This is a genomic window from Pseudomonas sp. 13159349 (assembly GCF_013305685.1).
GTDB lineage: Bacteria > Pseudomonadota > Gammaproteobacteria > Pseudomonadales > Pseudomonadaceae > Aquipseudomonas > Aquipseudomonas asiatica.
In genome coordinates this window covers 1,253,279-1,267,866 of record NZ_CP045553.1, presented here as the reverse complement: position 1 = coordinate 1,267,866, position 14,588 = coordinate 1,253,279, and the positions used below count along the sequence as shown (strand labels likewise).

Annotated in this window: 11 protein-coding genes; 6 read left to right on the top strand and 5 right to left on the bottom strand. The window is 63.5% G+C overall.

The annotated features are described in order from the left end of the window. Positions 1-3: 3 nt before the first annotated feature. The gene (locus GEV38_RS05885; RefSeq protein ID WP_170976270.1) at positions 4-429 is read right to left on the bottom strand and encodes a pilus assembly protein PilZ; all 426 of its coding nucleotides are present in this window, start codon (positions 427-429) and stop codon (positions 4-6) included. Continuing rightward, positions 426-2,066 (bottom strand): hypothetical protein, encoded by a 1,641-nt coding sequence (locus tag GEV38_RS05880; protein ID WP_054573197.1) that lies wholly within the window; start codon positions 2,064-2,066, stop codon positions 426-428. The genes GEV38_RS05885 and GEV38_RS05880 overlap by 4 nt, the downstream gene beginning before the upstream one ends. A 223-nt stretch (positions 2,067-2,289) precedes the next feature. Between GEV38_RS05880 and GEV38_RS05875 the strand changes: the two genes are divergently transcribed. Next, complete coding sequence (locus GEV38_RS05875) at positions 2,290-4,350, top strand: PhoX family phosphatase (RefSeq protein WP_015269119.1); 2,061 nt, start codon at positions 2,290-2,292, stop codon at positions 4,348-4,350. Between the two features lie 258 nt (positions 4,351-4,608). Further along, a complete protein-coding gene (locus GEV38_RS05870; protein WP_152976823.1) occupies positions 4,609-5,508 on the top strand; it encodes an RHS repeat-associated core domain-containing protein in 900 nt (299 codons plus the stop codon). A gap of 342 nt (positions 5,509-5,850) precedes the next feature. Here the strand turns inward: GEV38_RS05870 and gspK are convergent, their stop codons facing one another. Next, a complete protein-coding gene (gspK, locus tag GEV38_RS05865) occupies positions 5,851-6,816 on the bottom strand; it encodes a type II secretion system minor pseudopilin GspK (protein WP_015269118.1) in 966 nt (321 codons plus the stop codon). A 145-nt stretch (positions 6,817-6,961) separates the two neighbouring features. On the opposite strand from gspK, the gene tatA reads away from it, so the two are divergent. From tatA to tatC, 3 genes are read left to right on the top strand one after another with little or no spacing between them, the layout of a single operon-like run. Then, the gene (tatA, locus tag GEV38_RS05860) at positions 6,962-7,195 is read left to right on the top strand and encodes a twin-arginine translocase TatA/TatE family subunit (protein ID WP_015269117.1); all 234 of its coding nucleotides are present in this window, start codon (positions 6,962-6,964) and stop codon (positions 7,193-7,195) included. Beyond that, positions 7,195-7,500, top strand: a complete 306-nt coding sequence (gene tatB, locus GEV38_RS05855) for a Sec-independent protein translocase protein TatB (protein ID WP_015269116.1) — start codon at positions 7,195-7,197, stop codon at positions 7,498-7,500. The genes tatA and tatB overlap by 1 nt, the downstream gene beginning before the upstream one ends. Next, positions 7,497-8,258, top strand: a complete 762-nt coding sequence (tatC, locus tag GEV38_RS05850) for a twin-arginine translocase subunit TatC (protein WP_054573196.1) — start codon at positions 7,497-7,499, stop codon at positions 8,256-8,258. The genes tatB and tatC overlap by 4 nt, the downstream gene beginning before the upstream one ends. 103 nt (positions 8,259-8,361) lie before the next feature. Here the strand turns inward: tatC and GEV38_RS05845 are convergent, their stop codons facing one another. Next, on the bottom strand, positions 8,362-8,673 hold the full coding sequence (locus GEV38_RS05845; RefSeq protein ID WP_015269114.1) for a hypothetical protein: 312 nt from the start codon (positions 8,671-8,673) through the stop codon (positions 8,362-8,364). A gap of 3 nt (positions 8,674-8,676) precedes the next feature. Beyond that, the gene (purL, locus tag GEV38_RS05840) at positions 8,677-12,576 is read right to left on the bottom strand and encodes a phosphoribosylformylglycinamidine synthase (RefSeq protein WP_173895612.1); all 3,900 of its coding nucleotides are present in this window, start codon (positions 12,574-12,576) and stop codon (positions 8,677-8,679) included. A gap of 493 nt (positions 12,577-13,069) precedes the next feature. On the opposite strand from purL, the gene mltF reads away from it, so the two are divergent. Then, on the top strand, positions 13,070-14,527 hold the full coding sequence (mltF, locus tag GEV38_RS05835; RefSeq protein WP_015269112.1) for a membrane-bound lytic murein transglycosylase MltF: 1,458 nt from the start codon (positions 13,070-13,072) through the stop codon (positions 14,525-14,527). Positions 14,528-14,588 lie beyond the last annotated feature (61 nt).

Here is a 14,588-nt window from a genome sequence, read left to right as displayed (position 1 = left end):
CGTTCATCCTTGCCGCTTGAAGCCGGTCACGGCGGGGCGTGGCGGCCAGGGCAGGCGTTCACGCCGCCCCTGGTTGTTGAAAATCAGGCCATCGCTGTCGATGTCCTGCAGCACGATCCCTGGCGCCAGGCGCTGGCCGCGGGCCAAGGTGCGCACCTGTTCGCCATAGCGCAGCACCACCACGCTGGAGGCCAGCGGCTGGGCCTTGAGGCCACCCAGGTATTGCAACGGCAGGCGGGTGATGGCGATGGCACCGTCGTTGACGGGTACCTGCCAATGGCCGACCATCAAGCCAGGCAGCGGCTTGTCGGGCGCGGCGGGCGCAGTGGCCGGTTGCGGCTGGCGGCCCAGTTGCAGCACGCACTGGGCCGCCAGCCAGCCGACCAGGGTCAGGCCAGCGCCAGTCAGCAGGCGCGAGGCGAGCATCACGAGGCCAGTTGCCTTGGGTGCCAGCCCGGGTGCCCCTGCACGTAGCGCACTTCGGGCAGTTGCAGCGGCGCCAGTTGCCAGTCGCTTGCCTGGCGGGCGAGCCAGGCTTCGACCCGTTGCCACAGCGGCTCGCCGGCCTGGTTTTCGAATTGCAGGCCAAAGGTGCGGCACAGGCCCTGCACCGGCTCCAGGCCACTGATGCGCTTGCCTTGCGGGCTGTAGCTGACACGCCAGGCCTGGCCCTGCCAGCGCGGCAGGTCCTGGCTGTTGTCCAGCAGCAGCGGGTCGCCGAACAGTTGCTCCGCGGCGTTTTCCAGCACTTGTTCGACCTGCCGGGCCGGAGCTTCGACCACCGGTGCCGGGTAGCCACCGGTGAGGCTGATCAGGTGTTCGCGGGTAATGGCCGCCCCGGCGGGCAGCGGATAGTCGTAACGCAGGCCCGGCAGCAACACCGGCATGCTGCTGTCGTCGGCCAGGGCCTGATGCAGCAGGCGGTCCCAGCTGCCGCCTCGGGTATCGCGGCGCCACAGCGCCTGGGGTGCGCGGGCCAGCGGTTGGTCGAGCCAGGCTGCGTGGCCGGCGCGCTGCTGGCGCAATTCTGCCTGCAATGCCCCGATACGCTGCTGCGCGGCGGGTGCCAGCTGGTGCTCAAAGGCTGGGAAGAAACGCCCGTCGAACTGCCACAGCCCGGCCACGCGCTGGCAGCGCAGGCGGAAGGCGCCGCTGCCCCGGCAACCGGCGAACAGCACCGGCACGCGGCGGCCACTGGCCTGGCTAACCTCGACCGGCGCCGGCCACAGGTCCTGGCCGCGGGCGCACAGCAACACGTCGATCTGCGGCACCCGCTCGGCCAGCCACAGGCCCGGCCCGGTACCGACATCGGCCATGGCTACCACCAGGTCAGCATCGCGCCGCGCCTGTTCGAACACCGGCTGCAATGATTGGTACCACTGTTTAAGAGAGGCTTTCTGGTCCTGGGCGTAGGGGTCGGTCACGCCGACCACAGCAATACGTGCACCGCCACGTTCGAAGACGCGCAAGGCTTCCAGGCCCAAAGCCCGGCGTTGTGTGTCTGCCAGCCCGGCGCCCAGGGTAACGGTGCCAGCCTGGCGATACAGCGCCGGGCTGCGCTGTGGCCACAGCACGCGCTCGTCACTGCTGACCCGCGCTTCGCTGCCCAGCAGCTGGCTGCCCTGCAGGCCGCTTTCGCCCTGGGTCAGGTAGGCCAGGCCACTGCCATTCCAGCCCTGGCCGTTTTCCAGGGTCAGGCTGTTGCCCGCCCCAGCCTCACCGCGCAGTTGCTCGAGCAACGCCGCCAGCACCGCATAGCCGCCCAGCTGGGCAGATGCAGCCTGGCTGGCATCGAGCAATGGCGCCAGTTGCGGGTAGGCGATGCTGGCACTGCTGCCGGTCATCCATGGGGCGCGGCCCAGGTGGCTGACCGGCCCCAGGCGGGTGGCCGGCACCACGGCCTGGCCAGGCTGGCGGGCATCGAGGGTGTCGGCCACGTACAGCAGGTCGAAGCTGGCATTGCCGCCCTGCTGCCCAGGAAGGGCGGAGCAGGCGCCGAGCAACGGTGCCAAGGCACCGATACCCATCCAGCTGATCACTTCGCGCCTGTGCACACTGCTTGCCATCGAACCCGCCATCCTTATCCATGTTCATTCAGGGCCCCGGATGTTGCGGCGTTGGCATTACAGTTTGATGGCAGAAATCCGACAGCCATTCCAAATTGATCTGTAGAGCACGCTTCTAAGAGCGAGTTGTTTTAAAACCCCTTTAACATTTCTGCCAATGAATCATCATATTTGCGCACTAAAGTCGCGGTTCCTCCAACTCAGCCAACATAAGGACACCCTGATGAGTCGAGATACCGGCGACAACCTGGACCGGAACCAAAGCGGCAACCTGCCGATGGCCAGCGTTATGGACGCCTACCTGAGCCGCCGCAGCGTGATGCGTGGCAGCCTGGGCGCCGCCATCGCCATGATTGCCGGTACCGGCCTGACAGGCTGCTTCGACGGTGGTGGTTCCGATCACGATGATCCGGTCACCGAGCCACCCGTGACTGAGCCGGAAGTGCCGAAACTGGCACTGGGCTTCCAGTCCATTCCGGGCTCGCGCACCGACGCCTGCGTGGTAGCCGCCGGTTACAGCGCCTATGTGCTGGCGCCCTGGGGCACGCCGATCAACAGCAACGGCAACCCGTGGAAATCCGACGGCAGCAACACCTCGACCGACCAGGCCAACGCCATGGGCATGCACCATGACGGCATGCACTTCTTCCCCATCAACGGCAGCTCCGAAGACGGCCTGCTGGCGATCAACTTCGAGTACATCGACACCGCCGCCCTGCACCCGGCCGGCCCGACCACCGATGTGAACGGCAAGCGCCCGGTCGAGGAAGTGCGCAAGGAAATCAACGCCCATGGTGCCGGCGTGGTGCGCCTGCAGAAAATCGGCGGCCGCTGGCAGGTGGTCGACAACGACCCGCTCAACCGCCGTTTCACAACCGCCTCGCGCATGGAAATAACCGGCCCCCTGCGCGGCACTGATCACGTGAAGACCAAGTATTCGCCGGACGGCACCCACTGCCGCGGCACCAACAACAACTGCGGCAACGGCTACACCCCCTGGGGTACCTACTTGACCTGTGAAGAGAACTGGCCAGGCATCTTCGTCAACAAAGGTACCCGCCCTGAAGACCAGCGCCGCATTGGCGTGGGCACCTCCAGCGGCCAGTACAAGTGGGAAACCGCAGCCGGTGACAGCAGCGAAGTGGCCGACGAATTCGCTCGTTTCGACGTCACCGTCAAAGGCGCCAGCGCCACCGACGACTACCGCAACGAAGCCAGCACCTACGGCTACATCGTCGAGATCGATCCGTACAACAGCGCCACACTGGCCACCAAGCGCACCGCGCTGGGCCGTTTCCGCCACGAAGGTTGCTGCCCGGGCCTGGCGGTCGCGGGCAAACCGCTGGTGTGGTACATGGGCGACGATTCGAACAACGAGTACCTGTACAAGTGGGTGTCCACCGCTGTGTGGGACGCCGCCGACGCCAACCCCGCCGACCGCCTGGCCACCGGCGCCAAGTACCTCGACCAGGGCAAGCTGTACGTGGCACGCTTCAATGCCGACGGCACTGGCGTATGGCTGCTGCTGGACGTGGGCACTGCGACCACTGGCGGCAGCACCTTGGGTGCGCTGTATGGCGACCTGCCGGGCATCATCCTCAACACCCGTGGTGCTGGCGATGCGGTGGGCGCAACGCCGATGGACCGCCCGGAATGGACCACGGTCAACCCGCTGAACGGCGACGTGTACCTGACCCTGACCAACAACAGCGCGCGCACCCCGGAGAAGGTCGATGCAGCCAACCCGCGCGGCCCGAACCGTCACGGCCACATCATCCGCTGGCACGACAGCGACGACCAGCTGAGCTTCACCTGGGACATCTTCGTGTTCGGCGCCAACGCTGCCGGTACGGCCGACATCAACCGCTCCGGCCTGACCGAACTGAACCAGTTCGCCAGCCCGGACGGCATGAGTTTCGATAGCCGTGGCGTGTTGTGGTTCGAGACCGACAACGGCGAGAGCACCGTGACCGACTACACCAACGACCAGCTGCTGGCAGTGATCCCCACCAATCTGGTGGATGCCAGCGGCAAGCAGGTGCCGGTGAACGCGCAGAACCAGGTGGACCTGCGCCGCTTCTTCGTCGGGCCGAATGGCTGCGAGGTGACCGGCATTACCTTTACCCCGGACAACAAGACGCTGTTCGTCAACATCCAGCACCCGGAGAACTGGCCGTATACCGACAAGGCCACCGATGCCACCCCGGCAGGTGCCACGGTAAGGCCGCGGGCTGCGACGGTGGTGATCCAGCGTATCGATGGCGGAGAGATCGGCACCGCCTGATTGATCTGCGCACGGGGGCCGCTTTTGCGGCCCTATCGCGACACAAGGCCGCTCCTACAAGGGATCGCATTCCCCTGTAGGAGCGGCCTTGTGTCGCGATGGGCTGCAAAGCAGCCCCGGAAAAATCATCCGTTACATTTCTACTCGGGACCGCATGCCCAGTAGCAGTGTATTCAAACCACCTGATAAATCTGCCAGTAGACATCCGCAAGCTTGTGAAAAATACTTTTACCACTTGTAACCCTTTGGAACACACACATGCGTTCAGCAACGCCCCAATCAAAACGGAAAAAATTCTTTTTCCAAGATAACCAATTGACTTGTGAAGCAAGTGACAGCCCACGTCGCCTATTGTGGGCCAATGGCATTACACTAGCGGAACTAGACACCTCGAAAAAAGCCAGCCAAATTCTGCAATCCGACAATGCAAACACTGCTTTGCGCAGTATTCCAGAAGGTTTGCCACAAAACTATTCGCCCTATGGATTTCTCCAAACAACTCCATTAGCACATCTTGTCGCATTCAGCGGGCAGCGACTCGATACAATGCTGCAATGTTATGCACTTGGCAATGGACGCCGATTCTATAGTCCCAGATCAAGACGATTTCTCCAGAGTGATAATCAATCTCCGTTCCGTAAAGGTGGACCTAATGGATACAGCTATTGCCAGAACGACCCCATCAATCGGCATGACCCAAATGGACAATGGTGGCAATGGTTGAAGCGGGGAGTAAATTGGCTGGCCGGTAAGCTTCCAACATATTCTGTAGATAGACCACAGTTACGCACCGGAAACCAAACCTTACAAAGCCCCAACGTTAATATAAGAATTCATACCACTGAACAAGCACCATCACCGGATTCATTTCACGTTTCACTAAATATCCGTGACATCGAGTTTGCCGCGAGAATAGGAAACAGAGTCATTAATAGTGCCACAGTACTAGAACCATTGTCTAATGCGGCCGTCAGACAGTTAAACCATGCAGCCGCTGGACTTGCAGTGGCCTATACTACCGACCGTGTAACGAATAGTATTTTTGGCGAACCCAATACGGCTCTCGCTGTAACCGCCGAGCTCGGAACTCTAGCTTATCTCGATAGACGCCTAATCAGTGATACTGCATCAGCCATTCGAAATGTATATTTCCGATAGCACCATAATGCTTCAACCGCCATTGAATTAGCTTTTGCAATCCAAGGGTGCTGTCGAGCAAATTGGAGCAGCGCCGTGGTCTTGTGACGCGCCTCTTCCAAGGATGTATTGCTCAGCGAAAAATAGTTCCGCGACATGGGCCACGGAAAGGCTTCAGGCTGTGACTGTGGTGATCCAGCGTACTGATGGCGGCGAGATTGGGACTGTCTGACCGTTCTGGGCATAGGGGCCGCTTTGCGGCCCTATCGCGACACAAGGCCGCTCCTACAAGGGATCGCATTCCCCTGTAGGAGCGGCCTTGTGTCGCGATGGGCTGCAAAGCAGCCCCGGCAATCTCAAGCCCTACCACACCATCGGCTCGCGGCTGCGCACCCGCACCTGCTGCGCCGGTACCCGGGCATGCCATTGCACCACCCCCAGCGCCTCCACCTGGAACTCACTGCGTATCACCCGCCCCTCCTCCGCGAACGACAGCTGCAACAGGAAATACCCGCTGTTCAGCAGCAGCCCTTCGCTCAAGCGCTCGAAGGTTTCGTCATCCACCGCCCCCAGGGCCTGGCGTAGCGCAGTTGCATCCACATACCCCGACGCCGGCCGGCCGCTGATGATGCGGCTGAGCAACGAGCGTGGATAACGCCCTTCATACAGCGCCTCCAGCAACGGCAGATGCTCCAGCCCCAGGGCATTGGCATTCAGCCGCCAGCCGGTGGTCTGCGGCAAGGCGCACAGCATCGGGTAACGGCCCTGGCGGCTGGCGTCCGGCTCCAGTAGCAGATTCAGCTCGCTGGTATCGAGCATCGGCTGGTTGGCAGCCAGGCGTGGTGGTTGCTGGCGCAGGTACTGGGCGCTCTCGGCGCCCTGCAGGCGGGCATCGCTGTCGGCATCCAGCCAGTCGGCCAGGGCATCGACCAGGCGCTCGGCAGCCATGTCGTCGCCCAGCAGGTAGCGCAACTGGCGCGCAGCACGCTCGCCGTCAGCACCGAGCAGCGCATTGACGTTGAAACAGGTGTGCTGGTCGCGCACCCGCAACTGCGCCTGGCCGGCGCCAAAATCGTAGTTCAACGGCTGCCCGCGCAAGGCCTGCCAGAACAGTGGGCTAAGCCGCCAGCTGGGGTCACGCAGGGCCTGCTCGGCATAGGCCAGGCCGGCCTGCTCCATCGCGCGCGCCTGCACCCGCTGGTGCAACAGACGCACATCATCGACCTGGCGTCGGCCATCTTCCACCAGCCAGGCCATGCCCGCCGCCAGCATCGCCAGCACAACCATCACCATCAGCAGGGCCGCGCCCTGCTGTTGCCTGCCACCCATCCTTGCCTGCCCCTGTCGCCGAATAAAGACGCCAGTCAACACGCCCGGTGTTGCAGGTAGATGGCAGTGACCGTTCGTCATGTGTACGTCATCTGCGCGAGGCAGGATTGTCTTTCCTTTTCATGACCTTACAGGAGTGGTCGCAATGGGTGGCATTGGAATCTGGCAACTGGTGATCGTACTGCTGATCGTATTCCTGCTGTTTGGTACCAAGCGCCTCAAGGGCCTGGGCAGCGATATGGGCGAGGCGATCCAGGGTTTTCGCAAGTCCATGGGCGGTGACACTGACGCCACTCCCCCAGCGCAAACGCAGGTGCAGCAACAGTGCCCGTTGACCGGTCAGGGTACGCAGCAACCGCAAGCAGACCGTCAGCCCTGATGTTCGAGGTAGGCTTCAGCGAGTTGCTGCTGGTCGGCATCGTCGCACTATTGGTTTTAGGCCCGGAGCGCCTGCCGGTGGCTGCACGCACCCTCGGGCGCGGCCTGGGCCAGGCGCGCAGGGCCATGCACGCCTTGCGCAGGCAGGTGGAGCGGGAGATCGAACTGCCCGCTGTCGAGCTACCCACTCTCGACAGTGCGCCTTTGCAGCGCCTGGAACAGGAGATCCGCCAAGGCATCAGCCTGAAAGCGGAGCCGGCCAATGATGCGGCCACGGTCGCTCCCCCCAAGGAAAACCTTTCATGAGCATTGCCATGGACCCGGCGGCGAGCATGCCGCTGACCGAACACCTGCGCGACCTGCGCAAACGCCTGATGCGTTGCCTGGCGCTGGTGGCGCTGGCGTTCGCCGGCCTGTTCCCCTTTGCCCAGACGCTGTATACGCTGATTTCCGAGCCGTTGCGGCGCTTCTTGCCGGAAGGCGCGAGCATGATCGCCACCAGCGTCACTTCGCCGTTCCTGACGCCGTTCAAGCTGACTGCGATGTGCGCAGTGTTTATCGCCATGCCACTACTGCTGCACCAGGCCTGGGGCTTTCTGGCGCCGGGGCTGTACCGCCGTGAACGGCGCATTGCCCTGCCGTTGCTGGTATCGAGCATCGTGCTGTTCTACGCCGGCATGGCCTTCGCCTTCTTCCTGGTGTTCCCGATGATGTTCGGCTTCTTTGCCAGCGTGACACCGGAGGGGGTGGCGATGATGACTGATATCAGCCAGTACCTGGACTTCATCCTTGCGCTGTTTCTGGCGTTCGGGCTGGCGTTCGAGATCCCGGTGGCGACGTTTATCGTGGTCTGGGTGGGGTTGGCCGATGTAGCTACATTGCGGCGCAGCAGGCCCTACGTGATCGTCGGCTGCTTTGTGGTGGGGATGATCCTGACGCCGCCGGATGTGTTTTCACAGACGATGCTGGCGGTGCCGATGTGGGTGCTGTTCGAGGTGGGGTTGCTGGCTTGTGGGTGGTTGAAGCGGCCTGGGCAGGGCAAGGAGATTGTGGCTGGATTGTAGGGCCCTATCGCCGGCAAGCCAGCTCCCACAGAGATATCACAGGTTCTGATGACTGCGATATTCCTGTAGGAGCGGGCTTGCCCGCGAATAGCCTTGATGCGGTCTAGAACTCGGCGAGCCGCCAGACTTCGTAGGCTGGCGTCTCGTACGGGTGGCTCTGCTTGAGTGCAGCGACGACCTGGGCAATCAGGTCGTCAGCCACCACCAGCTCCACCTTCCACTCTTCCACCACCTCGACCTGGCCGGTTTGCCCGAGGAACGGCTGGCTGCCGTCCAGCGGGCGGAACTGGCCCTGGCCCAGCGTCTGCCAGGCGCAGTGGTCATAGTCACCGATGCGCCCGCCACCAGCGGCGAACACAGCGGCCTTGACCACTTCGACGTGGCTGGCGGGGACAAAGAAGGCGAGCTTGTACACGCCTTAGTTCACCCACACCCGTGCGTTACGGAACATACGCATCAGCGCGGCATCTTCCTGCCACTCATCCGGGCGCCAGGAGTTCTGCACGGCACGGAACACACGCTCCGGGTGCGGCATCATGATGGTCACGCGGCCGTCGCGGCTGGTGAGGCCGGTGATACCACGCGGCGAGCCGTTCGGGTTGGCCGGGTAGGCTTCGGTGACCTTGCCATGGTTGTCAACGTAGCGCAGGGCCACGCAACCGGACAGGTCGGCTGCCAGTAGTGCTTCTTCGCTGGCGAACTCCGCATGGCCTTCACCGTGGGCGATGGCGATCGGCATGCGCGAACCGGCCATGCCCTGCAGGAAGATCGAGTTGGACTTCTGCACTTCGACCATGGCCACACGCGCCTCGAACTGCTCCGAGCGGTTGCGCACGAAGTGCGGCCAGTGCTCGGTGCCCGGGATCAGTTCGTGCAGGTTGGACATCATCTGGCAACCGTTGCACACGCCCAGGGCGAAGCTGTCGGTGCGCTCGAAGAAGGCCTGGAAGGCGTCACGGGCGCGGCTGTTGAACAGCGCCGACTTGGCCCAGCCTTCACCGGCACCCAGCACGTCACCGTAGGAGAAGCCACCGCAGGCGACCAGGCCCTTGAAGGCTTCGAAGTCGACACGGCCGGCGAGGATGTCGCTCATGTGCACGTCGATGGCGGCGAAGCCGGCGCGGTCGAAGGCGGCTGCCATCTCGACCTGGCCGTTGACGCCCTGCTCGCGCAGGATGGCCACTTGCGGACGCACGCCCTTCTTGATGTACGGCGCGGCGATGTCGTCGTTGACGTCGAAGCCCAGCTTGACCGACAGGCCCGGGTTGTCTTCCTCGAGCAGCAGGTCGAATTCCTGGTCGGCGCAGTCGGCGTTGTCGCGCAGGCGCTGGATCTGGTAGCTGGTCTCGGCCCACTGGCGCTGCAGCATGCGGCGGTCGTCGTCGAACAGCACTTCGCCGTTCAGGCTGATGGACACTTCACCGTTGTTGACCGGCTTGCCGATCACCGCGACGCAGCCTTCACCCAGGCCAGCGGCGCTGAACTGTGCAAGTACGTCCGGGGTGGCATCCTGGCGAACCTGGATGACCGCGCCCAGTTCTTCGTTGAAGAGGATAGCCGGCACGTCGCCTTTGCTGTCGGTCAGCGGGTCAAGGTGCAGGTCGAGGCCGCAGTGGCCGGCGAAGGCCATTTCCAGCACGGTGGTGACCAGGCCGCCGTCGGAACGGTCATGGTAGGCCAGCAGGTGACCATCTTCGTTCAGGCCCTGGATCACGGCGAAGAACGCCTTCAGGTCTTCGGCATCGTCGACGTCCGGTGCCTGGGCAGCGATCTTGCCGTAGGTCTGTGCCAGGATCGAAGCGCCCATGCGGTTCTTGCCGCGGCCCAGGTCGATCAGGATCAGGTCGGTCTCGCCCTTGTCCATGCGCAGTTGCGGGGTCAGGGTCTTGCGGATGTCGGTGACCGGGGCGAAGCCGGTGATGATCAGCGACATTGGCGAGGTAACGCTCTTCTCTACGCCCTCGTCGCTCCACTTGGTCTTCATCGACATCGAGTCTTTGCCGACCGGAATGGTAATGCCCAGCTCCGGGCACAGCTCCATGCCGACAGCCTTGACGGTGTCGTACAGGCGGGCGTCTTCACCTGGGTGGCCGGCGGCAGACATCCAGTTGGCCGACAGTTTGATGTCGGACAGCTTCTCGATGCGCGAGGCAGCCAGGTTGGTCAGTGTCTCGCCAATTGCCATGCGGCCGGACGCCGGGGCATCCAGCAGCGCCAGCGGGGTACGCTCGCCCATGGCCATGGCTTCACCGGTGTATACGTCGAAGCTGGTGGCGGTGACGGCGCAGTCGGCCACCGGTACCTGCCACGGGCCGACCATCTGGTCACGAGCTACCAGGCCGGTGATGGTGCGGTCGCCGATGGTGATCAGGAAGCTCTTGCTGGCCACGGCCGGGTGGCTGAGAACGCGCTGAACGGCGTTGTCCAGGTCCAGCTTGCTCGGGTCGAAGTCATCGCCCAGCTCGGCTTCGCGGGTAACCGAACGGTGCATGCGTGGCGGCTTGCCCAGCAGTACGTCGAGCGGCATGTCTACCGGCGTGTTGCCGAAATGGCTGTCGCTTACGGTCAGGTGCTTCTCTTCAGTCGCTTCACCCACTACGGCAAACGGGCAACGCTCACGCTCGCAGATTGCCTTGAAGCGCTCGAAGTCGACGGCGCTGACGGCCAGCACGTAACGCTCTTGCGATTCGTTGCTCCAGATTTCGTGCGGGGCCATGCCCGGCTCGTCGTTGGGCACGTTGCGCAGTTCGAAGCGGCCACCACGGCCACCGTCGTTGACCAGTTCTGGGAAGGCGTTGGAGATACCACCGGCGCCGACGTCGTGGATGAAGGCGATCGGGTTGGTGTCGCCCAGCTGCCAGCAGCGGTCGATGACCTCCTGGCAACGGCGCTCCATTTCCGGGTTTTCGCGCTGTACCGAAGCGAAGTCGAGGTCAGCCGAGCTGGCACCGGTCGCCACCGACGAAGCGGCGCCGCCGCCCAGACCGATCAGCATGGCCGGGCCGCCGAGCACGATCAGCTTGGCGCCGACAGTGATCTCGCCTTTCTGCACGTGGTCTTCACGGATGTTGCCCATGCCACCGGCCAGCATGATCGGCTTGTGGTAGCCGCGCACTTCTTCACCGTGCGGGGTGTTGATGGCCTGCTCGAAGGTACGGAAGTAGCCGGTCAGGGCCGGGCGACCGAATTCGTTGTTGAACGCAGCGCCACCCAGTGGGCCTTCGATCATGATGTCGAGGGCGTCGACGATGCGCTCAGGCTTGCCGTAGGCCTGCTCCCACGGCTGCTCGAAGCCCGGGATACGCAGGTTGGACACGGTGAAGCCGGTCAGGCCAGCCTTGGGCTTGGCGCCACGGCCGGTCGCGCCTTCGTCGCGGATTTCGCCGCCGGAGCCGGTGGAGGCGCCGGAGAACGGGGCGATGGCGGTCGGGTGGTTGTGCGTCTCGACCTTCATCAGGATGTGCACCGGCTCCTGCACCGCGCCGTACTGGCGGGTTTCAGGGTTCGGGAAGAAACGGCCGGCAACGTTGCCGACGATCACCGAGGCGTTGTCCTTGTACGCAGACAGCACACCTTCGTTGTGCATCTGGTAGGTGTTCTTGATCATGCCGAACAGGCTCTTTTCCTGAGCCTGGCCGTCGATGTCCCAACTGGCGTTGAAGATCTTGTGGCGGCAGTGCTCGGAGTTGGCCTGGGCGAACATCATCAGTTCGATGTCGTTCGGGTTGCGCTTGAGGCCCTGGAAGGCGTTGACCAGATAGTCGATCTCGTCTTCGGCCAGGGCCAGGCCCAGGTCGATGTTGGCCTTGGCCAGGGCATCACGGCCGCCGCCGAGGATGTCCACCGAGGTCATCGGCTTGGGCTGGGCATGGCTGAACAGGTCAGCGGCCTGCTCCAGCTGGCCGAGCACGCGCTGGGTCATGCGGTCGTGCAGCTCGGCCGCGATCAGTTCGGCGTCGGCTTCGCTCAGGTTGCCGGCAACGTAGTAGGCGATACCGCGCTCCAGGCGCTGGATCGACTGCAGGCCGCAGTTGTGAGCGATGTCGCTGGCCTTGCTGGCCCACGGCGAAATGGTGCCCAGGCGCGGCACGACCAGGAACAGGCGGCCGCTCGGCTCCTGTACCGGCACGCTCGGGCCGTACTTGAGCAGACGGCCCAGCACCTGCTGCTGGTCGGCGGTCAGCTCGCCGTCGACATCGGCGAAATGGGCAAATTCGGCATACAAACCAGTAACAGCGGGGACTTTCTGGCTCAGTTGCTCGAGTAATTTACCGTGGCGAAAGGCAGAAAGGGCAGGAGCGCCGCGCAGGATCAACATCGTCGGGACAGCCTCAGGAAGGGGTGTGCTTAGAGGCCGTGCATTCTAGCCTAATTCGAAGGGTTTCGGCACCCGCTCTAAGCCACGGCTGCCGGGCGGCGGAACCGGACTTGCGGGTCAGAATTCAGGGGGCCTACCTTTAGAGATTTAGCGCCTGTGAAATCGAGCGCCGCCCACGCGGCGCTTCGCAGCACAAGGCTGCTCCTACATCTGTTTCGGGCCAATTATTCCTGGGGGAGTGGCGCGCGGCCCCTTGGCGTCCACCTCGGCAGCGTGTCGGAAAATCAAGGCAGTCGCGCGCATTGGCGCAGGCGTTACTGGCCCGAAACAGATGTAGGAGCAGCCTTGTGCTGCGAAGCGCCGCGCGGGCGGCGCTCGACCTCCCAGGCGCTGAACCTCCAAAGGCAAGCCCCCAAAGCACAGAACCCGCTACCAGACAAGCTAACAGTTGTCGAGATATGGTTGGGCCAGTCCTTTGCGTATACTGCAACCTATGTTCGCCCACACTGCTTTGCGCCAGCGTTGCGCCAGATGGCTTTTCGCAACCGGACTCTTTCTGCTGCTCGGTGCCTGCGTTGAAAAACCCAGCACCCTCGAGCGCGTGAAGGAGGATGGCGTGCTGCGCGTGATCACCCGCAACAGCCCGGCCACCTACTTCCAGGACCGCAACGGCGAAACCGGCTTCGAATACGAGTTGGTCCAGCATTTCGCCGAAGATCTGGGCGTGAAGCTGCAGATCGAGACCGCCGACAACCTCGACGAGCTGTATGACAGCCTCGGCAAGCCCTCCGGCCCGGTGCTGGCAGCGGCCGGCCTGGTCACCAGCGAACGGCGCAAGGCCCAGGTCAGGTACTCCCACCCTTATCTGGAAGTGACCCCACAGGTCATCTACCGCAACGGTCGCACGCGCCCCACCAACGCCAAGGGCCTGGTCGGAAAGAAGATCATGGTGCTCAAGGGCAGCAGCCATGCCGACCAGCTGGCCGAGCTGAAAAAGCAGTACCCGGGCCTGGAATACGAGGAATCCGACGCCGTCGAGGTGGTCGACCTGCTGCGCATGGTCGATGAAGGCCAGATCGACCTGACCCTGGTCGACTCCAACGAGCTGGCGATGAACCAGGTGTACTTCCCCAACGTGCGGGTTGCCTTCGACCTGGGCGACACCCGCGACCAGCGCTGGGCGGTGGCGGCCGGTGAAGACAACAGCCTGCTCAACGAGGTCAACGAGTTCCTCGACAAGGCGCAGAAGAACGGCACCCTGCAACGCCTGAAGGACCGCTACTACGGCCATGTCGACGTCCTGGGCTATGTGGGTGCCTACACTTTCGCCCAGCACCTGCAGCAGCGCCTGCCCAAGTACGAGAAGCACTTCAAGAGCTACGCCAAGGTCGAGCAGGTGGACTGGCGCCTGCTGGCCGCCATCGGCTACCAGGAATCGATGTGGCAGCCCGAGGTCACCTCCAAGACCGGCGTGCGCGGCCTGATGATGCTGACCCAGCGCACCGCCCAGGCCATGGGCGTGTCCAACCGCCTGGACCCGAAGCAGAGCATCCAGGGCGGCGCCAAGTACTTCATGAAGATCAAGGAAGAGCTCGACGACAGCATCCAGGAACCGGACCGCACCTGGTTCGCCCTGGCTGCCTACAACGTCGGCAGCGGCCACCTGGAAGACGCCCGCACCCTGGCCAAGCGCGAAAAGCTCAACCCGAACAAGTGGCTGGACGTGAAGAAGATGCTGCCGCGGCTGTCGCAGAAGCAGTGGTATCGGCAGACCAAATACGGCTATGCACGTGGCGGCGAGCCGGTGCATTTCGTGGCCAACATCCGTCGCTACTACGACATCCTCACCTGGGTGACCCAGCCGCAGCTCGAAGGCCAGGTGGCCGAGGGCAGCCTGCATGTGCCCGGGGTGAACAAGGACAAGCCGGCGGAGCAGTCGCCGCCGATGTAGCCTGTCAGGGCCCTATCGCCGGCAAGCCAGCTCCCACAGGCTCACCACTGCCCCCAAGGCC